At 71.2% G+C, this 21,911-nt stretch carries 12 protein-coding genes; 9 read left to right on the plus strand and 3 right to left on the minus strand.

Annotated elements, in window-relative coordinates:
• Positions 1-43 precede the first annotated feature (43 nt).
• The 6 genes from ACFZBU_RS30445 (at position 44) to ACFZBU_RS30470 (ending at position 7,450) form a co-directional block, all read left to right on the plus strand.
• Positions 44-718, plus strand: a complete 675-nt coding sequence (locus ACFZBU_RS30445) for an antibiotic biosynthesis monooxygenase (protein WP_391586896.1) — start codon at positions 44-46, stop codon at positions 716-718.
• Between the two features lie 336 nt (positions 719-1,054).
• Positions 1,055-2,230 (plus strand): putative cytokinetic ring protein SteA, encoded by a 1,176-nt coding sequence (gene steA, locus ACFZBU_RS30450; protein ID WP_391586897.1) that lies wholly within the window; start codon positions 1,055-1,057, stop codon positions 2,228-2,230.
• Positions 2,227-3,384, plus strand: a complete 1,158-nt coding sequence (locus tag ACFZBU_RS30455; RefSeq protein ID WP_391586898.1) for a copper transporter — start codon at positions 2,227-2,229, stop codon at positions 3,382-3,384. Before steA ends, ACFZBU_RS30455 begins: the two co-directional genes overlap by 4 nt.
• Entirely contained in the window at positions 3,381-4,316 is a 936-nt protein-coding gene (locus tag ACFZBU_RS30460; protein ID WP_391586899.1) for a hypothetical protein, read from the plus strand. Before ACFZBU_RS30455 ends, ACFZBU_RS30460 begins: the two co-directional genes overlap by 4 nt.
• Positions 4,317-4,446: 130 nt before the next feature.
• Complete coding sequence (locus tag ACFZBU_RS30465) at positions 4,447-6,333, plus strand: lipid II flippase MurJ (RefSeq protein ID WP_391586900.1); 1,887 nt, start codon at positions 4,447-4,449, stop codon at positions 6,331-6,333.
• Positions 6,317-7,450: a glycosyltransferase family 4 protein gene (locus ACFZBU_RS30470; RefSeq protein ID WP_391586901.1), complete on the plus strand. Its 1,134-nt coding sequence runs from the start codon at positions 6,317-6,319 to the stop codon at positions 7,448-7,450. The genes ACFZBU_RS30465 and ACFZBU_RS30470 overlap by 17 nt, the downstream gene beginning before the upstream one ends.
• Positions 7,451-7,831: 381 nt before the next feature.
• Here ACFZBU_RS30470 and ACFZBU_RS30475 read toward each other — a convergent pair whose 3' ends face one another.
• Complete coding sequence (locus ACFZBU_RS30475; RefSeq protein WP_391586902.1) at positions 7,832-9,652, minus strand: glycoside hydrolase family 15 protein; 1,821 nt, start codon at positions 9,650-9,652, stop codon at positions 7,832-7,834.
• A 637-nt stretch (positions 9,653-10,289) separates the two neighbouring features.
• Between ACFZBU_RS30475 and ACFZBU_RS30480 the strand changes: the two genes are divergently transcribed.
• The gene (locus ACFZBU_RS30480) at positions 10,290-11,966 is read left to right on the plus strand and encodes a CTP synthase (RefSeq protein ID WP_391587152.1); all 1,677 of its coding nucleotides are present in this window, start codon (positions 10,290-10,292) and stop codon (positions 11,964-11,966) included.
• 113 nt (positions 11,967-12,079) lie between these two features.
• On the opposite strand, the gene ACFZBU_RS30485 is transcribed toward ACFZBU_RS30480, so the two are convergent.
• Both ACFZBU_RS30485 and ACFZBU_RS30490 read right to left on the minus strand, forming a co-directional pair.
• On the minus strand, positions 12,080-12,259 hold the full coding sequence (locus ACFZBU_RS30485; RefSeq protein ID WP_391586903.1) for a DUF397 domain-containing protein: 180 nt from the start codon (positions 12,257-12,259) through the stop codon (positions 12,080-12,082).
• Positions 12,249-13,115: a helix-turn-helix domain-containing protein gene (locus ACFZBU_RS30490; RefSeq protein ID WP_391586904.1), complete on the minus strand. Its 867-nt coding sequence runs from the start codon at positions 13,113-13,115 to the stop codon at positions 12,249-12,251. Before ACFZBU_RS30490 ends, ACFZBU_RS30485 begins: the two co-directional genes overlap by 11 nt.
• Before the next feature lie 228 nt (positions 13,116-13,343).
• On the opposite strand from ACFZBU_RS30490, the gene ACFZBU_RS30495 reads away from it, so the two are divergent.
• Both ACFZBU_RS30495 and ACFZBU_RS30500 read left to right on the plus strand, forming a co-directional pair.
• Positions 13,344-13,808 carry an ATP-binding protein gene (locus ACFZBU_RS30495; RefSeq protein WP_391586905.1) on the plus strand — a complete coding sequence of 155 codons (465 nt, stop codon included), beginning with the start codon at positions 13,344-13,346 and terminating at the stop codon, positions 13,806-13,808.
• A 338-nt stretch (positions 13,809-14,146) separates the two neighbouring features.
• The gene (locus ACFZBU_RS30500; protein ID WP_391586906.1) at positions 14,147-21,901 is read left to right on the plus strand and encodes an RHS repeat-associated core domain-containing protein; all 7,755 of its coding nucleotides are present in this window, start codon (positions 14,147-14,149) and stop codon (positions 21,899-21,901) included.
• Positions 21,902-21,911: the final 10 nt, after the last annotated feature.

Raw genomic sequence — 21,911 nt, forward strand, 5'->3', positions numbered from 1 at the left:
CGCAGGGTGGTGCGGATCCTGGCGTCGAGGTCGAGGAGTTTCCGTGACCACTTCCCCCTACCACCCGCTGCCCCGGGTCCGTCGATCCGATGTGGGCACGATCCTGGTCAGCCCCTGGATCGTGCATACGCCGGAGCGTCAGCGCGCCGCAGTGGACGCGACCATCGCCGAGTGGGAGGGCGTTCCGTGGCCCACCGGGTTTCTCACCCTCAACTGTTTCGTGAGCACCGACGGTGAGCGTGTGCTGAACTACGCCCAGTGGACCAGTGACGACGAGCACCGGGCCTTCGTCCGGACCGCGCGCCCGAAGCTGGTTCGCGGCATCGACGAGGTGGTACCCGGCATCGAGCGTCCGGGCGTGATCCGCTATCGCCTGGCCGGCAGCGCGATCCATCCCGCCCTCCCGGCACCGGCCGTCTTGATCGTGATCGAAGACATCGCGGCGGACGACGCACAGGCCGCTCGCGAGTGGGCCGAACTCGTGCTCGGGACAGCGGTGCGCGAGCAGGTCCCGGGCCGCATCGCCACTCATGTGCACATCGACCTGGACGGCACCCGGGGAATGGCCTACACCGAGTGGACCGACGAACAGGCGTACACCGCGTTCCCGGCCGCCGCCGAGCCGGTCGACGTCCTGCCTCCGGGCGTGCGGCACCTCGGCACTCGTTCGTACCACCTGCGCAAGAGCCTGCGCCGCCCGTCCCGACCCGACGCGTGACCACCCCCAGCCGTCGGCCCGCCCCCACCCCCACCGCGTTCCGCTTCACCGCGCCCTTGGCGCCATGTAACAGCCGCGCTGCGATTTCGCCGGCGTCTCGTGTCGTGACGCAGGCCACGTCGGCCGGGTCGCCCTCGCGGTCTCGACCGTCCCTCAGCCCTGGGCTGCTGCGGATTCGGCGCCCTCCCGGCGCGTCAGCGCCCACGACTCGATCGTCGACCGGGGATCGACGAGCTTGCGAGGAGAGCGGTGGAGCCGCCGTACCGGGCCCGAAGGGCCGTTTCCGGGAGCGGCCGGAGGCCGCCGAGAAATATCGCGCATGGCAGGATTGCGCCGGTGAGGATTCCCGCGCTTCGTCGTCGACGGCATACCGAGGTCACCGGTTCGTTTGCCCGGGTCGATCGGCGTACCAAGGACCTCACCAAGCGGCTTCGGCCCGGGGACATCGCCATCATCAACCACGGCGACCTCGACCGGGTCGCCGCCGAGGCGCTGGTCAAGTGCCGACCGGCCGCCGTCGTCAACGCCGCCGAGAGCATCAGCGGGCGCTACCCCAACATCGGGCCGCAGCTGCTCGTGGAGGCAGGCGTACCGCTCCTGGACGCCGTCGGCGGGAGCGTGCTCGACCGGATCCGCGAGGGCGAGCTGGTCCGGGTCGAGGACAACGTGCTCTATCGCGGCGACGACCCGATCGCCGTCGGCACCCTGCTCGACGCGGAATCGGTCGCGGCGGCGATGGAGAAGGCCCGGGCCGGGCTGTCCGAGCAGATCGAGGCGTTCGCCGAGAACACCCTCAAGTACATCCGCGAGGAGCGCGAACTGCTCCTCGACGGCGTCGGCGTCCCCGAGATCCGGACCCGGATCGACGGCCGTCAGGTGCTCATCGTGGTCCGCGGCTACCACTACCGCGAGGACATCGCCGCGCTGCGGCCGTACATCCGCGAGTATCGCCCGGTGATGATCGGCGTGGACGGCGGCGCCGACGCGCTGCTTCAGGCCGGCTACAAGCCCGACATGATCGTCGGCGACATGGACTCGGTGTCCGATCAGGCGCTGCGCTGCGGCGCGGAGATCATCGTGCACGCGTACCGCGACGGGCGCGCCCCCGGGATGGAACGCCTCGACGAGCTCGGTGTGGACGGGATCGCCTTTCCCGCCACCGGGACCAGCGAGGACATCGCGATGCTGCTCGCCGACGACGGCGGGGCGAGCCTGATCGTCGCGGTCGGTACGCACCTCACGCTCGTCGAGTTCCTGGACAAGGGCCGGGCCGGCATGGCGAGCACCTTCCTCACGCGGCTGCGGGTGGGCGGCAAGCTCGTGGACGCCAAGGGCGTCAGCCGTCTGTACCGCAGCCGTATCTCCACGACTTCGCTGCTCATGTTGTGCCTCGCCGCGCTGGTCACCATCGCGGTCACCGTGCGGGTCACCCCGCTCGGGCGCGCGTACTTCCACGTGTTCGGGGCACAGTGGGACGCCTTCGTCTACTGGCTCCAGGGACTGTTCAGTTGATCGACTTCAGATATCACGTCGTCTCCATCATCGCGGTCTTCCTGGCCCTGTCGGTCGGGCTCGTACTCGGCGCGTCCTTCCTCAAGGAGGCAGCCGTCACCGGGCTCGACACGCAGGTCCAGGACCTGGCCCGGAACAACGAAGGGCTGCGTCGCGAACTCGATCGGGCAAACGCCGGTACCCGGTACCTGAACGGCATCATGAACACCGTCGGGCCCGAGCTGGTCAAGGGCAAGCTCGCCGGCCACAAGGCGGTCGTGGTCGCGCTGCCCGGCGCGGACACCAAGCTGACCGACAGCATGGTCAAGCTGCTCGACAGCGCGTCCGCGACGGTCACCGGCCAGGTGGGGATCAAGGGCGCGTGGACCGACCCCAAGCGCGAGACCGAACTGGTCACCGCGCTCGGCGCCAACGCCGCCGCCTTCCCGACCGGGTCGGCGACCGATCGGGCGGCGCGGGTGCTGGCGGGCGCGATCACCGAGACGCTGCCGCCGGCGCAGACCGGTACGCCCGGCGGGTCCTCGACCCAGCCGCCCGCGAGCGGTACGCCGGCCGGCACGCCGCCCACCGGCACGCCCGCGTCGGGCACGCCGCCGACCGGTGCCGGGACCACGTCCGCCCCGCCGAGCGGCCAGACGCCGGGGCAGGGCACCCCGGGACAGGGCACACCCGGTCAGAACACCAACCAGAACAACGGCACCACCACCCCCGCGACGCACAACACGCAGGCCGCGACCGAGACCTTGACCAAGCTCAAGGAGGCCGGCTTCGTCGACGTCAAGGACAACCCCGCCACCGGCGCCGACCTGGTCGTGATCGTCGCGCCGTCCGGGGCCACCGGCGGGGACGATCCGGGTCGGATCAACAACATTCATCTTTCGCTCGCGCGCGCCCTGGACACCGGCGACGACGGTACGGTCATGGCCGGTGCCGCGTCCGCCGCGCAGGAGAACGGCGTGATCTGGGCGCTGCGCCGTAACGATCAAACCGCCAAGGCCGTTTCCACCGTGGACACCGCCGACACGCCCGTGGGTCAGGTCGCGGTCGTGTGGTCCCTGGTGGTCGAGGACAAGCAGGGCACTTCCGGCCAATACGGGACGACGGGCACCACCGACGGTCCGTTGCCGGAGCTGCCGAAGAAGGAGACGTCGTGACGAAGGCCGCTGCCCCCGCCCGTGTCGCGGACCGTGCCGGGGCCCCGGTCGCGGCTCGGCGCTGCCGGCCGGGCCGCCTGGCGACCGCGCTGGCCGCGACCGGTGCGGCCCGAGCCGCGTATGCCGCGCTGACCCGCCGCCCGCCGGGCGAGGCCGCGCTGTGGGAGCGGCGCAACCACCGCGGCGAGGTGCTGACCCTGCTCGAAGGGCCCGCGACCGCGGTCGGCGCGACCGTCGCCGCCGCGTGCGCTCCGGGGGTGCCCGGTCGGTGGCGGGCGGCCGGCGTGCTGGCGGCGGTCGCGGGGGCCGGGTTCGGCACGTACGACGACATGGCCGGGTCGAGCGATCGGCGCGGGTTCAAGGGCCACCTCGGTGCGCTCGCCAAGGGCGAACTGACCAGCGGTGGCGTCAAGATCGTCGGACTCGGCGTGGCCGGCCTCGCGGCGGGCGCGCTCGTGCAGCGGCGGCCGCTGGACAAGCTGCTCGCGGGCGTGGTGGTCGCGGGTACGGCCAACCTGATCAACCTGTTCGACCTGCGGCCGGGTCGCGCGGCCAAGGCGGTCCTGATCGCGGGCGCGCCGCGGCTGCTCCGGGGCGGCCCGGCGGCGGCCCTCGCGGCGGCCCCGGTCGGCGCGGCGGCGGCGCTGCTGCCCGAGGACCTGGCCGAGAAGTCGATGCTCGGCGACGCGGGCGCGAACGCGCTGGGCGCGGCCCTGGGCGTGGCCCTCGCGGCCGGCTCCGGGCGCAAGGGGCTGTTGGCCAAGGTGCTCGTACTCGGCGCGTTCACCGCGGCCAGCGAGAAGGTCAGCTTCACCAAGGTCATCGCCGGCAACCGGCCGCTGAACACGATCGACATGCTCGGCCGCCGTCCGCCCGCCGCGACCCCGGCACCCGGCCGGCCGGCCGCCGAGGGAGCCGTCGCACCGGCATGACCGGCAACGACCGATGGCCCGTGGGCGCGCGACGGGGTGGGCCGACGAGCGGTACGCGAGGCGTGCCGAGCCGGCGGGCCGCACCTACCGACCCGATCGACCCTTCGCTTCCGACTGGTCCGGTCGACGGGTGACGGCCACACGAGGCGGCCCGCGCCGATCGAACGGCAGCGAGGCGGACGGCACGCCCGCCGAGACCGGGTCCGCGGGCGCGCCCCTCGACGCCGGATCCGCCGCCGCGCCCGTCGGGACCGGCTCCCGTGCGTCCCGCGACGCCCTGCCCGCGGAGACCGGCCCCGACGCGGCGCCGGGCGCGACCGGCTCCCGGGCCGCGCCCCCCGGCACCGGGCCCGACGCCGCATCCCCCGGCGCCACCCGGGCCCGTGGTGTCGTCCGGGGCATCGCCGGTGCCGCCGCGTTGATGGCCGTGGTCACCGTGTTCGCCCGGCTGGCCGGGTTCGGGCGGCAGTTGGTGTTCTCCGGGACGGTGGGCGACACCGTCCTGGGCACTGCGTACAGCACGGTCAACTCGGTGCCCAACATCGTCTTCGAGATCGTCGCCGGCGGGGCGCTGGCGAGCGTGGTGGTGCCGGTGCTGGCCGGGCCGGTGGCCAAGGGTGCGCGCGAGGACGCCGGGCGGATCGCGTCCGCGCTGCTGACCTGGGTCGTCCTGGTGCTGACCCCGATCGTGCTGCTCGGCGCGCTGCTCGCCCGCCCGATCGCCGAACTGTTGTTGGCCGGCAAGGCGGACGGCCCCGGAGTAGCGGACGTCGCGTCGCGGATGTTGCTCGTGTTCGTGCCGCAGGTGCTGCTGTACGGGATCGCCGTGGTCGCCGGCGGCATCCTCCAGGCCCATCACCGGTTCCTGGCCGGGACGCTCGCGCCGCTCGTGTCCAGCCTGGTCGTGGCCGGCAGCTACCTACTCTTCGCGAACCGGTACGACGTCGACTTGGACAACATGGCCACCCTGCCGCGGGGCGCCGAACTGACCCTGTCGCTCGGCACCACCGCCGGCGTCCTGGCCCTCGCGCTGGTCACCGTCGTGCCGCTGCGCTCGACCGGCCTGCGGCTGCGCCCCACGCTGCGCTTCCCGGACGGTGTGGCCCACCGGGTACGCACCCTCGCGCTGGCCGGCGTCGCGACGCTGATCGCCCAGCAGGCCGCGACGATCGCGGTGATCCTGCTCGCCAACGGGCGCGGCACGCACGGATCACTGGTCGTCTACCAGACCACGTGGATGGTCTACCTGCTCCCGTACGCGGTGCTCGCGGTGCCGATCGCCACCGCCGCCTTCCCGCGCCTGAGCGCGCACGCGCACGACGGCGACCGGGACGCGTTCGCGGACGCGGTCGCCGCGACCACCCGCACCGTGCTCCTGGTCGGCGCGGCGGGCACCGCGCTGCTGCTGGCCGCCGCCGCGCCGCTGGGGCGGTTCTTCGCGCTGTTCATGGCCGGCTCCACCGAGCCCGAGCAAATGGCCTGGGCGCTGGCCGCGTTCGCGCCGGGACTGATCGGGTACGCGCTGATCGCGCACCTGGGCCGCGCGCTGAACGCCTCCGGCCACGGTCGCGCCGCCGCCGGTTGTGTGGTGGCCGGATGGGGGGTGGTCGTGGTCGCCGACGTCGCGCTCGCCTTCGCGCTGCCCGCTCGCTGGACGGTGGCCGCGCTCGGCCTGGGCAACTCGATCGGGATGACCGTGGCCGGGGCGCTGCTGGCCTATGCCGTGGTCCGGACGGCCGGCCCGCGGGCACTGGCCGGCGCGACGATGGCCAAGCCGGCGGCCTGGGCGGTGGTGGCCGCGTTCGCCGGCGGGGCGGCCGGGTTCGGGGCGTCGCGGGCATTCGGGACCGGCGGCATCGTCTTCACGTTGATCATCGCGGCGGTTGCCGCCATCGTGGGCACCCTGGTGTTCGCGGGAGTCGTATCCGTGACCGTCGGCGAGGCTGTCAGGGCCACGCTGCGCGGGCGGCGGGCGGCCGAATCGGAAGGGGAGCAGCGACGTGGACACGACGACTGAGTCGCGAGAGCGCACCGAGCCGGCCCGGCTGCGGGCCGTCCTTGTCCTGGCCACGTCCACCGGCGGGATCGGCGCGCACGTGCGCTCGCTGGCCGCCGGCCTGGTCGGGCGCGGGGTCGCGGTGACCGTGTGCGGCCCGGCTTCGACCGAGGAGCATTTCGACTTCGCGGGCACCGGCGCGCGATTTCGGGCGGTCGAGATCGGCTCGGCCCCCCGGCCCACCGATCGGGCGGCGCTGCGTGAGCTGCGCGCGGCCTGCGCGCCCGCGCACGTGGTGCACGCGCACGGACTGCGCGCCGGATTGGCGGCGGGCAACGCCCTCGGCCGGCATCGGGTACGGCGCAGGCCGCTGGTGCTCACCCTGCACAACGCCGTCCTGGTCGGCGGCGCGAAGGGTGCGCTGACCCGGGTGCTGGAGGGCCGGGCGGTACGCGCCGCGGACGTCGTCCTGGGCGCCTCGACCGATCTGGTCGACCGGGCCAGGCGGATCGGCGCGCGGGATGCCCGGCTCGGGCCGGTATCGGCCCCGCCGCTGCCGCCGGCCGAGCGGGACCGGGCCGCGGTACGGGCGGAGTTCGACGCGGGCGACCGGCCGCTGCTGGTGGCCGTGGGCAGGTTGGCCCCGCAGAAGGACTACCCGGTGCTCCTGGACGCCGCGCGGCAGTGGCTGGACGAACAACCGGTGCCGCTGCTCGTGATCGCCGGAGACGGGCCGCTGCGGGAAGCGCTCCGGGACCGGATCGACGCCGAGTCGTTGCCGGTTCGCCTGCTGGGCCATCGCGCGGACGTGGCCGACCTGCTCGGTGCCGCCGATCTCGCGGTCCTGCCCAGCCGTTGGGAGGCCCGGGCGCTGGTCGCCCAGGAGGCACTGCGCACCGGCGTGGCACTGGTCGCCACGCACGTCGGCGGCATCCCGGAACTGGTCGGCGACGCGGCGGTACTGGTCCCGCCCGGTCGGCCGGACGAGCTCGCCGCGGCGGTTCGCGACCTGCTCGCCGACCCCGACCGGCGCGCCGAACTCGTCGAGGCGGGCCGGACCCAGGCCGCGACCTGGCCCGACGAGCGGGAGACCATCGCCCAGGTCCTGAGCATCTACGAGGAACTCGGCCCGGTGTGACGCCGGGCCCCCTCGTGGGGCCCGCACGCGCCACCACACCCGCTTCCTCATCCGGCCGGTCGTGGCGGCGGGTGGCCCGGGCTCGGCGGCCCGGCGGCTCGCCCGGCGCGAGCGTGATCGTGGCGGGCAGCCCGCCGGACGCCGGCCCGCGCCGGCGGCGGCAGACGACGCGACGGGCGGCGAGCCGATCGGCTCGCCGCCCGTCGCCGTGGTCGTGGAACGTTCGCGGTTCACGGTGTCGGGAGACCCCCGAAACCGGTGCGCACACCTGCACAGCGCGCCCACCGAACCCGCCCCGCCCGCGCCTCCCGCCCGCGCGATGTCCCGTCGCCGCGACGCCGCCCGTTGCCGCGAGACCCGGCCCGCGCCGCGTCGCCGCGATCAGTCCTGCTCGGCCGCCTCGGTGCGCATCGTCGCGGTCAGCCGCAGGGCCGTGTCGATCAGCGGCACGTGGCTGAACGCCTGCGGGAAGTTGCCCACCTGGCGCTGGAGCCGCGGGTCCCACTCCTCGGCGAGCAGGCCCAGGTCGTTGCGCAGCGCGAGGAGGCGTTCGAACAGCTCGCGTGCCTCCTCCACCCGGCCGATCATCGCCAGGTCGTCGGCGAGCCAGAACGAGCAGGCCAGGAAGGCGCCTTCGTCGCCCGGCAGGCCGTCCAGGCCGACGCTGGTGCCGTTGGTGGGGTAGCGGCGGACGAAGCCGTCCTCGGTCAACTCGCGCTGGATCGCCTCGATCGTGCCGATCACCCGCTTGTCCTCCGGCGGAAGGAAGCCCACCTGCGGGATCAGCAGCAGCGACGCGTCCAACTCGGTCGAGCCGTAGTACTGGGTGAAGGTGTTGCGGTCCGCGTCGTACCCGTACGCGCACACCTCGCGGTGGATCTCCTCGCGCACCCCCTTGAGGTGTTCGAGCATCTTCCCGGTGTCCGAGTCCATCGGCTCGTCCACCAGCATCTTGATGGTGCGGTCCACCGCGACCCAGGCCATCACCTTGGAGTGCACGAAGTGCCGGCGCGGTCCGCGGACCTCCCAGATGCCCTCGTCCGGGTCGCGCCAGTGCTGCTCCATGTAGTCCATCAGCTTGAGCTGGAGCGCGTGTGCGTGGTCGTTGCCCTCCATGCCGGAGACCCGGCCCAGGTGCAGCGCGTCGACCACCTCGCCGTAGACGTCGAGCTGGAACTGCTCGGCGGCGGCGTTGCCGATCCGGACCGGGTGCGAGCCCTCGTAGCCCGGCAGCCAGGTCGCCTCGTACTCGGTCAGTCGGCGCTCGCCGCCCACGCCGTACATGATCTGCAGGTTCTCCGGGTCGCCCGCGACCGCCCGCAGCAGCCACTCGCGCCAGGCCTTGGCCTCGTCCACGAAGCCGGTCTTGAGCAGCGCGCCCAGGGTCATCGCCGCGTCCCGCAGCCACGTGTAGCGGTAGTCCCAGTTGCGCACCCCGCCCACGTCCTCGGGCAGCGACGTGGTGGGCGCCGCGACGATCCCGCCGGTCGGCGCGTAGGTGAGCGCCTTGAGCGTGATCAGCGAGCGCACCACCGGCTCGCGCCACGGGCCCCGGTAGGTGCAGCGGGTCATCCAGTCGGTCCAGAACGCCTCGGTGTCGGCGAGGGCCGCGAGCGCGTCGGTGGGCAGCGGGCCCTCGACGTGCGAGGGGTGCCACGTGAGGGTGAAGGTGACCCGGTCACCCTCGCCGAGGGTGACGTCCGAGTAGGTGGTCAACCCGCGCCCGTAGGTCTCGGTGTCACTGGCGAACCACACCGCGTCCGGGCCGGCCACCGCGACGGTGCGCCCGTCCGCCTCGCGGCGCACCCACGGCACGACCTTGCCGTAGTGGAACCGCATGCGCAGCTCCGAGCGGACCGGAACCCGGCCCGATACGCCCTCCACGATCCGCACCACGACCGGCGCGCCGACCAGTGCGTCCGCCGGAGGCATGAAATCGATCACTCGAACGGTCCCCCGCGGGGTCTCCCATTCCGATTCGAGGATCAGCGAGTCGCCGCGATACCGGCGGCGTGTCGCGGGACCGCCGGAGAGCGGCGCGACCCGCCATGAGCCGTGTTCCTCGCTGCCGAGCAGGCCCGCGAACACGGCGGGGGAATCGAAGCGGGGGAGGCAGAGCCAATCCATGGAACCGTCGCGGCCCACGAGAGCGGCGGTCTGCATGTCCCCGATGAGGGCGTAGTCCTCGATGCGGCTGGTCACGGGCAACGCTTTCCGTTCCTGGTCGTCCTGATGGTGCCGGTCGTCCCGTCGTGCGTACCGGGTTCGGCTGAGGGGCCGGCCCGCACGAGCCTTGGCTCGCACGTGCTGTGTTCGTGTGCGTACCGCGCTCGCCGATCGACGTGTTCTGATCGACGGTTGATCGATTCATTCCAGAGTGCACCACGCGCGCGTGATCGACCGCCCCATCGGTGGTCGAATCGACCGGTGCTCCCGAAATGTCGTCCCGTCGGGATCCGGGGGACGCGCACCCGTCGCGCGCGTGGTTTCCGCTGCGCGCAGGTGTCGGCGAACGGAGAGAGGCTCGTGCACCGCCTGCGTAGCATAGTGCGCCGCGGGCGCTGAAACGTGCCTGCTTTCGCCGACCCGATCGTTGACTCTGTGTCGAATCCGACTCGGCCGATCCGACGGCATGTGCCCGGAATCTCCCGTGCGTTGTCACTCTGGGCAATCGCCGTATGGTGTCGCAGTTGTTCCGCACCGGGTGCGGGACCTCGACCCCGGACGCTGTTAGGCTGGTATCCCGTGGACTTGGTGGGACTGTTCCGGGCCCGCATCGGCCCAGCAGCGTCCCCTTCGAAATCCCCTCGATCGCAACCACGGGAGCCCCTCCTTGGCAGTGCCTCAGACGCCCAGTCGCACCCGGCAGGCGAAGCACCTTTTCGTCACCGGAGGCGTCGCCTCCTCGCTCGGCAAGGGGCTCACCGCGTCGAGCCTCGGAGCGCTCCTCAAGGCGCGCGGCCTGCGGGTCACGATGCAAAAGCTCGACCCCTACCTGAACGTCGACCCCGGGACGATGAACCCGTTCCAGCACGGCGAGGTGTTCGTCACCAACGACGGCGCCGAGACCGACCTGGACGTCGGCCACTACGAGCGTTTCCTCGACGTCGACCTGCACGGCTCGGCCAACGTGACGACCGGTCAGGTCTACTCGACGGTCATCGCCAAGGAGCGTCGCGGCGAGTACCTCGGTGACACCGTGCAGGTCATCCCGCACATCACCAACGAGATCAAGTCGCGGATCCGGGCCATGGCCGTGGACGACGTGGACATCGTGATCACCGAGGTCGGCGGCACCGTCGGCGACATCGAGTCGCTGCCCTTCCTCGAATCCATCCGCCAGGTCCGGCACGAGGTCGGCCGGGACAACGTGTTCTTCCTGCACGTCTCGCTGCTGCCGTACATCGGCCCCTCGGGCGAGCTGAAGACCAAGCCGACCCAGCACTCGGTCGCCGCGCTGCGCAGCATCGGCATCCAGCCGGACGCGATCGTGCTGCGGGCGGACCGGGCCGTGCCGCAGGACATCAAGCGCAAGATCTCGCTGATGTGCGACGTGGACGAGGAGGCCGTGGTCGCGGCCATCGACGCCCCGTCGATCTACGACATCCCCAAGGTCCTGCACTCCGAGGGCCTGGACGCGTACGTGGTGCGCCGGCTCGGGCTGAACTTCCGGGACGTGGACTGGACCCAGTGGGACGACCTGCTGCGCCGGGTGCACCAGCCCGAGCGCGAGGTCACCGTCGCGCTGGTCGGCAAGTACATCGACCTGCCCGACGCCTACCTCTCGGTCACCGAGGCGATCCGCGCGGGCGGTTTCGCGAACAACGTGCGGACTCGGATCAAGTGGGTGACGTCGGACAACACCGCGACGCCCGAGGGCGCGGCGCGCGAGCTCGGCGACTGTGACGCGGTGCTGATTCCCGGCGGATTCGGCGACCGCGGCGTCGAGGGCAAGGTGCAGGCGATCGCGTACGCCCGCGAGCACCGGATCCCGACCCTGGGCATCTGTCTGGGCCTGCAGTGCATGGTGATCGAGGCCGCGCGCAACCTGGCGGGCCTGGCCGGGGCGAACTCGCTCGAATTCGACCCCGAGGCCGCGCACCCGGTGGTGGCGACCATGGCCGACCAGCTCGACATCGTCGCGGGCCAGGGCGACCTGGGCGGCACGATGCGGCTCGGCCTGTACACGGCCGACCTGGCCGAGGGCTCGATCGCCCGCGAGGTGTACGGCGCGGCGCAGTCCGAGGAGCGGCACCGGCACCGCTACGAGGTCAACAACGCGTACCGCGGGCAGTTGGAGCAGACCGGCCTGGTCTTCTCCGGCCTCTCGCCCGACGGCCGCCTGGTGGAGTACGTGGAACTGCCGCGCGAGCAGCACCCGTACTTCATCGCCACCCAGGCCCACCCGGAACTGAAGTCCCGCCCGACCCGCCCGCACCCGCTCTTCGCGGGCCTGGTCGCGGCCGCGGTCAGCCGCATCAAGGGCGAGCACCGCGTCCCGGAGACCACCTCCTGACGCATCGCCGGCACCCGACCGACAGGTCACCGGGCCGATAGACCGACGCCGAGGAGCCACCCGCCCGATCATCGGGGCGGGTGGCTCCTCGGGTTGTCGGGTCGGGACGGCCGCTACTTCAATGCACTCACAAAGCGCGCCCAGGGCGCCTCGCCGAAGCCCAGCACCGGGCCCGCGGCCACCTTCGAGTCCCGCGCGCGAACGACGTCGCGATCGGGCGCGACCTCGACGCAGTCACTGTCCTGGGTGCTGTGGCGGCTCTTCCTCCACGCCAGACGTGCTTCAGAACTCACGGTCACTCCACTTCGTGACGTATTGCCGGATCATGGCGACGGATTCTCCCGGGGTGAGTCCCGCGCCCATCAGTCTGTCGATCAGTCGTTGGCCGCGCTGAATATAGGACGGCTCGTCCGTTGCCGGAAAGGGGCCTGCGGCACCGGCGTTGATGATCACGCTCGGCTCTTCGTCGGGGTAGTCGAACTTCGTGAACCCGGATCCCAGGATGGCGACGGCAGCGGATCCGAAAGGGATCACGACGAGGTGGACGTTGGGCAACTCGGCCAGTACCAGAAGGTGTTGAAGCTGTTCACGCATCACCCGCTCGCCGCCGACGTCGATGCGGAGAGCCGCTTCGGTGATGAACGCGGTCATCTGCAAGGGCGGGTCGGCGTATAGACGTTTCTGGCGTAGCAACCGCACCTCCGTGAAGATGGCGGTGCGCTCCTCGCCGCCACCGTCGGTCTGGGCGGTGAGAGCCCTCGCGTAACGCTCTGTCTGCGTCAGCCCCGGGAGGCCGAGAGGCGTGAACGTCTGGCATTCGATCGCGGTGTGCTCGGCGCGGATGAATTCGGCGTAGGCGCTGGACACCGTGTCGCCGTAGGCGTCCCACCACTGTTCGACCTCCTGGCGGCAGGATTCCCAGAGGGCGAGCACGGCCCGGGTGTCATCGTCGCTTGCGTCGTATCTGCGTAGCAGCACCCAGACGGTTTGTTCGTCGATGTCCTTCTTCTTGCCGAGTTCGAGGCGACTGAACGTCGCGACTGACATGTCGACTTCGCTGTGTACGTCGACCATGGACAGCTTCGCGGCCACCCGGAGGCGGCGCAGCTCTTGCCCGAGCTTGACGTGTCGAGGGCTGGATAGGGCCATGTCGCCCAGTCTGCCGCCGGAAGAGCGACGCAGGTCGGCTGTCGTGAGAATTCTTGTTCTGATTGACAATTCTCATGCGAAGCGGAGCCGTGGAGGAGTGCTACTTGCTGCATCCGCGTGCATGCAAGGCGTGATTTCGCTGTCGTCCTCTGGACGGACCCATCACACCCTCGGTGTCACATCTCGGGAGCTGCCGTGCAGCCGTGTGCCCAGAAGTTCGATCTTCCGTTGTCCGTCCACTCCGTCAAGACGGCTCGTGGTCTCGCCCGGGACTTCTGCATAGGGCATGGCTTCCCGGAGCGGGTCCGAGCCGAGGCGCTGCTGATCGTGTCCGAGTTGGTCACCAACTCCGTCGTGCACGCGCGGCCGCAGGTGAGTGCGCCGCAGGAGTGTCGGCTGATTCTCACGTGGCAGCGGCGGGAGTTCGAGATGGCGGTCTGGGACTACGACCCCATGCCCTGTCCGCGGATTCGGGCCGCCGACTCCGACCCCGACGTCGAGTGTGGGCGTGGGCTGGCGATCGTGCTCGGGCTTGCCGACGGGTTCACCTGGATGCGGGCCGCCGGCGGGAAGTTGGTCGCGGCGCGGCTCCGGGTGCCGTCGGCTGCGGAAGGCGTGGGTGAGGGCGGCCTGTTCGGCGCTGCGTTCGATGTGCGTGCTGCGGTGCTTGATCGGCCTTCGGAGGCATCATGACGGCCACCCGCGGCGGCGGATGGGTGCAGCTCGTCGGTGGTGAGCCCATTCGACTTCGATGGCGCGAAGACCCGGGCGGTGGATGGTCCCGAAGGTCCCTGATGTCCGCGGGGTGCCCGAACGTGTGCCGTCCGACGGGGAAACGCGTGGTGAATGCCTTCGCCAACCATGGTGGTTGTCGGTGACAGGTCGTCAGGATCGGATCCGCGTCGCCTGCGGCGTGTGGGGGCCGGGGAGGTCCGGACGTCGCGATGCCCGCACCCGGGGAGCGCGGCCTCCGCCGTTGCACGTGGGGGTCGGCGATGGGGATTCGCGCACGAGTGGGTCTGGTCGGGGTCGTGATTCTGGCCCTGCTGTCCGGGTTGTTGTCCTCGTGGGCCGCGACCGCCGAGGATCGGTCCGCACCGGCGCGGTCCGGCCCGCTGCCCCCGGGCGTGGTTTCGGTTCCGCCGACCGCGCCGCCGCCGATACCGAACACCCGGGTCGAGGCGAAGCCGGGAGACGCCCTGTACGAGGGTCGCGAGCGGCTCAAGCGGGCGGTCGCGGAACGGGAGAGCCCGCCGGCGGCCCCGTCGGCTCCGACCGCGATGAGCGACGCGATGCGCGCCAACGAGAGCGCGCTGGAGCGCCGGGGCGCGGTGGTGGACGAGCCGAACCCGGACCACCTCGACATCGCCCGTCCGCCCCGCGTCGAGAAGGGGCTGCGACTGGACGAGTTGCCGCACGCCAAGGACGGGGCGAACGGGGACCTCCCGCGCGCCGACCCGGCCCAGGAGAAGGCGCCGGCGCCGGGCAAGGCGCCGCCGGCGACCGAAGCCGCGGCCCCGACTACCGGTGCGCTCGCCGCAGGCGACACGTACGGCGCGCGATACGCGAGCCCCTCGGCGTTCTCGGTGGATCCGACATACGCGCAACGCGGCTACGCGTGGGTGACCATCACCAACGACTCGAACTTCACCTGGCCCGCCAACGGGCGCGTTCGGCTCTCCTACCACGTCTACCGGGCCAATGGGAGCCTGTACAACTTCGTCGGCCTCTCCACCGCGCTGCCGATTGCCCTGGAGCCCGGGCACTGGCTCCAGATGAGTGCCGCGGTCGAGCAGTTGCCCGCCGGGGGTTTCCTCATCGTGTGGGATCTGCTCGACGGAGTCTCGTGGTTCACCGAACACGGGGTGCCGGGGTCCACGGCCTGGCACATCAACCTTCCCCACCAGCCCCCCTCGGCCCGCGCCTACACACCGACCGACGGCACCACCCAGTCGACCCTGGACACCTCGTTCTACATCGGTGTCTTCGGCGACGACACCCAGCCGATCGACATCGAGTACGAACTGTGCGCGCAGGGCGGGCCGAGCGGATCGCAATGTCGGGACAGCGGCTGGATCCGCGTCGGCACACCCACACAAAGCTTCTCGCTGTCCCATCACTGGACCCCGCCATCGGACTGGATCCTGTGGAACACCACGTATTTCTGGCGGGTGCGGGTGCGAGACGCCGTCGCGACCACTCCATGGAGCGGACAGGCGAGCCTGACCACCATCGTGCAACCGGTCGAAGGGCTCAGCCGCCTGGGCGTCGACCCCACCTCGATCGACGCGGCCGGCGTCGGCCTGTTCCGCGGCAACTACACGCGCCGTGAGACCGACCTCGCGCTTCCCGGGCGCGGCCTGCCGTTGCAGATCGAACGGATCTACAACAGCGCGAACCCGGTGCACGGGGCGTTCGGCCAGGGCTGGTCGTCCGTACTGGACATGCGCTCCTTCACCGAGATCGACGGTTCGGTGCGGATCACCTACCCCGACGGCCGCCAGGTCCGCTACGGCCGCAACCCGGACGGGGGATACGTCGCGGCGTACGGCGAGGCGAGCAGCGCCCAGGTCTTCGGGCCGAACGAACTGCAGATGGAGGATGGCACCAGGTACATCTTCAACGCGAACGGCAAGCTCACCACGATCGTCGGCGCGAGCGGGCAGGCCCAGTTCCTCGCCTACGACGCGCAGGGCCGCCCCGCCTCGATCCGCGAGGGCTTCGAGGCGTGGTCGCGCACGTTGTACTTCGGCTGGGTCGACGGCGACATCGGCTGGGTGGCGACCGGACCCGACGGCCCGTCGCAGACCGCTCGGTGGCGTACGTACAGCTACCGGAACGGCTACCTGACCGGCACCTGCGACACGACGAACGCGTGCCGGTCCTACCGGTACCTGTACCCCCAACCCCCTTACAACATCGCTCGCATGGCGAACGTGGAGGGAAGCCGGCCGGGCACCGGGACCCGGATCGACTACCTCGGCGACTACGTCGGGTCGGTGACGTTCGCGGACGGCGCGGTGTGGAGCTACGTGCGTGGGCCGGGCCGATCGGTCAACGGCGCACTGGTCGTCAAGGTCCACGAACCGAACGGGCTCATCACCCAGTACGAATTCGATGCCCGAGCCTCGCTGTGGTACCGGTGGACGGGCGAGAACCCGACGCCGTCCACGACCAAGATCTGGGGCTACGACGCCTTCGGCCGGCCGTCGTCCACGATGGACGAGAACGGCAACGTCACCGAGACCTACTGGAGCGGCGGACGCGCCACCGACCACAACACGTATCGCGACGCCAACACGATCGTCAACACGCACCTCGTCCACCACCTCGGGCTGCCCCACGACCCATGGAACGGCCGGCTCGTCGGCACCCGGGACGCGAACGGGCACAAGACCTCGTACACGTACGAAACCGCCGACTCCGGCAACGAGTTCGTCGGCCTTGTGGCGTCGAGCACCGCGGCGGACGGCGGCGTCACCAAACGCACCTACACCTGCGTGAACCCCGAGCCCCGACCACTCGTCGTGAACGACCTCGGGGCCCCCCTGGGTTCACTGCAACCATGTGGCCTGGTCCGCAGCGTCACCGACCCGGACGGGCGCGTGACGCGCTACGAGTACAACCGGTTCGGCGATCAGACCCGCTCCATCTCGCCGAGCGGTGAGGTCACCGACGCCTTCTACGACGACCTGGGCCAGATGTTGCGCCGCGTCGTCGACAACGTCGAGACCGTGTACACCTATGACACCGTCGGTCGGGTCGCGACGGTCACCGACGCCGCCGTCACCAACCCGATCTCCGGGGTCCGCCACCAAAGGCGCGTCGTCAACGCCTACGACGACGACGGCAACCTGATCGAGCGCCGCGACACCGACCTGACGCCGATCGCGTCCGGAGGCGACGTGGCCCGGGTCACCGCCTACAAGTACGACGTTCGGGGTCGTCGGACGGAGGAACTGCGACAGGGGCAGACCGTCGGCAACATCACGTATGGGCGGATGGGCGAAGTGCTCACCAGCACGGAGCCGAACACCAACACCTACTCCTTCACGTACGACGCGTTCGGCAGGCTGTCCGAGACGTGGCTGCGCAAGTACACCGAGCCGGGCACGAGCGCCCAACGCCCCGTGCGGATCGAGGTGCGCGCATACGACCCCGCCGGGCGACTGATCTTCCTGGGCGATGCGATGAATCGCTGGGTCACCTACGGCTATACGGCCGACGACCTGCGCCTGACCGAGACGTTCGCCGCCTTTCGCGACCCGGTGAGCAATCAGAGCCGTGACATACCCCTGCGCACCTTCACCTACGACCGGGTCGGCAACGTGCTCACCGACGTCCATGGCGGCGGAACCACCAAGGCGGTGACGGCATTCGGCTACGACGAGGCCAACCGCAACGTCAGTACGACGATCGACCCGGGCGGGCTCGACCGGGTCACCACGACCGCCTACAGCAAGGCGGGGATGCTGCTCCGGACCGCTCGTTCGGACGGCCGTGAGGAGTTCGATCGCACCACCCACGTCTACGACACGCGTGGCCGGTTGACGGCCACCGCCGTGCGGTCCCGGCGGGCACCCTCGGATGCGGGATTCGTGACCACCTTCCGCCGGGACACGGCCGGCCGGGTGCTGGCGACCACGGATCCGCGCGGCACCCCGCCGATCGGCTCGACCGATCCGCCCGACGCACGGTTCACCACGGATCAGGCGTACGACGCGCTCGGTCGGCTGAGCACGACCACCGGTCCGCCGATCCCGGTCGAGGACGGCGCCGGCGGTGCCGCCCACCCGGACCGCCCGGTGGACACCCGCGGCTACAACACGTTCGGCGAACTCACCCACAACCGGGACGCCCTCGGCCGGGTGACCACCGCCGTGTACGACCCGCTGGGCCGACGCACCAAGGTCGTGCACCCGCAGGTCACCAACCCGGACGGGTCCACGGTGCTGCCGTCCGAGTCCTGGTGGTACGACGACGTGGGCAACCCCACCGCCTATCAGGACCGGTCCGGCCAGGTCACCCGGACCGAGTACGACAACCGCAACCGCCCGTTCCGGGTCACCCTGCCCCCGGCCGCGGACCAGGCCGCTCCGTATGTGGTGACGACGGTGCACGACGACGCCGGCAACGTGCTCTCGCAGCGCGATTCGCTGGGCGCACAGAAGTTGTGGACGTACGACGGCATGGATCGCATGCTGACGTCCGCCGTGACGCAGCGCGGATTCGGCGGAACGGTCAAGCAGTTCGTCACCACCTATCGCTACGACGACCTCGGCCGACTCCTGGAGGTCACCTCACCCACCGGGACCCAGTCCACCCGCTACGCCTACAACGCCGCCGGCGAGACATTGACCGAGACCGTCGCCGGCCACGGCCCGACCACCTACGAGTACGACGGTGTCGGCAGGCCGACGAAGACGATCGACCCGGTGGGACGCTCCCGAGAGAATCGTTGGGATTTCGACGGGACGCTGTCCCTGTACGTCGCCACGGGCGCGGACGGGTCACAGATCGGCGGGGAGAACTACACGCGGGACGCGGTGGGGAACGTCACCCGCCTGGACATCCCCCGCGGCGGGACCGCCGGGTGGACGTCGCGGTACATGACGTACGACGCCGAGAGTCGGCTCACCTCGCTGCGCGAGGGCGTGGTCGATCCGAGCGTGCCGGGCCTGACCACGACGTTCGGCTACGACCCGGCGGGCAACCGGGTCCGCACGACCGACCCGCTCGGGCATTCGACCTACACCGGATACAACGCGTGGGACCTGCCGAGCACCCGCACCGAGCCCGCCACCGCCGCGCATCCGGCACCGGCCGACCGCACGTGGAGCACGTCCTACGACGTGGCGGGGCGAACCACCACCGCCGTCGAACCGGGCGGCGTGGTCCGCAGGTTCGAGTACGACCGGCTCGGTCGTACCGTGCGGGACAGCGGAACCGGAGCCGATCGGGCGGCGGAGCGCACCTTCACGTACGACGCGGCCGGTCGCATCACCGGGACGGTGAGCGGCAACGCCACGACGATGTACGAGTACGACGACCGCGGTCTGCTCACCACGGCGAGTGGTCCCGCGGTCGGGCGCACCGTCTACGCCTACGACGACGACGGCCGGGTGACCAACCGGGTCGGCCCGTCGGCCGTGGACGGCGTGGGCTGGAGCTACGACAAATCCGACTTGGCGACCGTGCACGACACCATGTCCGGCATCGGGCGCAGCTACACGCACGACCTCGCCGGCCGGATCACGGGGGAGGACCAGAAGCGCGGGATCAAGCCGCTTGCCACCCGCGCCTACACCTACGACGCGGCTGGTCGGCTCGACACCGACACCGTGCGCAACCCGGCGGGCGGCGTCACGGCCAAGCAGTCGTTCCGCTGGGACCTGCAAGGCAACCTCGTCGGCACCAAGACCGAGGGAGACCTCGCCGGCACCAAGTCGCAGGACTACACCTACGACTTCGCCGGCCGGCTGACCGGCGACTACGACCCGGCCGCGGGAACCGGTACCGACTACACGTGGGACGCGGTCGGCAACCGCACCGCGGCCACGAAGTGGGAGGGCACCCCGGACCGGCACGTGGCCACCGGCGGCAGCAGCTTCACCTACGACGAGCGCAATCGCATCACCCAGGCAACCGACCCCGCGGGCGGCACCACCGACTACACGTGGCGTCCCACCGGCACGCTCGCGTCGACGACGAACCACACCGTCGGCAAACCGGTGGCCGGCACCAACCAGACCTTCGACGCGTTTGCCCGACTGATCGGCGACGGCACGTCCACGTACACCTACGACGCGCTCGACCGATTGACGAGTGAGCAGAACCCGGTCACGGGTTCGGGGCACACCTTCGGCTACACCGGATTCGACAAGGAACCGGCCACCGACGGTCGATGGTGGTTCTCGCGGGCGGGCAGCACCGTGTTGGGCGCACGCAACGGCGACCCCGACGTGACGTTCGCCGCGACCTCGGCCGGCGGCGCGTCGAAGACGCTCGCCGACCCGGGCACCGCACCGACGTACGGCGTGTTGGCCAATGCACACCACGACGTCGTGGCGCTGACGGACAGCAACACGGGCGCGGTCGCCGGGTCGCGCGCGTTCGACGCGTTCGGCCGGGTCACCGCGTCGACCGGCGCGTTGTCGCCACTGGGGTTCCAGGGTTCGTGGACCGACGAGAGCACCGGGCGGGTCCAGGCGCAGGCTCGCTGGTACGACCCGAAGACGGGATCGTTCGCGTCGGGCGACACCGCCACCGTCCCGTTCGGCGGCGCGGCGTCGACGAACCGCTACACGTATGCCGAGGGCAACCCGACCAGCAGGTGGGACCCCAGCGGCCATTTCTGGGGCATCGACCTGGGCTTCGACCTGCACGATGTGGGCCATCTCGCGTCGGCGGCGCTGCACGGCGTGCACGCGCGGGAGATGGTCAACGCGGTGGGCCGCGAGGCACAACAACTCGCGAGGTCGGCGGGCAGCGGGGCGGCTTCGTCGGTCCGGACCGCCTATCGCGAGGCCGCCAACATCGTGAAGAGCCCCGTGTTCCGCAACGGCGTGCGGGTCGCGCTGCGCGGCCTCGGGGGCGCGGTGTCGGCGATCGTGACACCCGAGGCGTTGATCATCGGCGCGGTCATCCTGGTCGCGCTGGGCACCGGTGTGCTGATCTGCGTGCTGATCAACGCCGACGGCACGGGCACGCCGGTGGAGGCTCCCCGGGTGGGCAGGCCGCCGCAGACGACGGGGCCCGAAGGCGGTGCCCGGCCACAGGACGGGCCGAAGAAGGGTGAGGACAAACAGGTCGACACGGCCCCCGCGCCGCCGGCGGCGCCGAGCGTGATCGGGAGCCACACGGGCCGGACCTCGAACACGGTCTCGTCCACCACCAAGTGGTTCGACTCGACGTTCGCCTACACCCGCACCGACTGGTACCGCTTCACGGTCACCCACAAGTGGAACGACTGGTCGGACGGCACGCAGACCTGGGCCGGCACGTCGTGGCTCACCCAGCACTGGTGGCAGCAGATCGCCCGCCGACTCATCGACCTGAACACCTCGGTCGACGTGGCCGTCGACCAGACCCCGAGAACGGCGACCGGTCCGGCGCTGCCCATGCAGGCGCCACCGAGTGGAGCCTGTGGTGCGGGCGGCCCGGTCAGCGCGTGCGGCGACGGCATCGGCACCGGCGCGCTGCAAAGCCTCGGCACCTGCTCGGGTACGTTCACCGCGGACGCCATCCAGGAATGCCGCACGGCGAACCCGCCGAGTTCCCCGGCCGACCCCGATACCCGGCTCGACAGGTGCACGGGGGTCACCGGCGCCGGCACCGCTTGCGGCAACCCGGACCCGGCCTGCCAAGGCTGCGGGGACAAGGTCTGGGTGCCGTTCCGTGCGGGGGTCGACGACACCGACCAAGGCACCCTGCCAGCGGATGCGGGCCTGGCGGCGGGATCTCCCCTTGCCCCGGGGGAATATCACTTCATCGTTCGCCGGGACGGTTCCTTGCGAGCCATGGAGAACGAATCGATGTGGGCCCTCAATGCGGATGCCGGACACACCAGCCTGGGTGACCGTGGCCCGGTGCTCATGGCGGGCACGTTCGACGTCGACGCAAACGGTGTCATCTCCGAGGTCATCAACTTCTCCGGGCATTACCGTCCGACGAATTCCGCAGGGTTCACCCCGTTGTTGGACGTTACCCGGAGAGCCTTCCGGCGGCATGGTTGGGATTTCGCCGACGACGTCTGGAACTACTACCCTGGGCCGCCGGGCCGTTGAACCGGCACAT

It is taken from the genome of Embleya sp. NPDC008237 (assembly GCF_042956465.1).
In the GTDB taxonomy this organism is placed as follows: domain Bacteria; phylum Actinomycetota; class Actinomycetes; order Streptomycetales; family Streptomycetaceae; genus Embleya.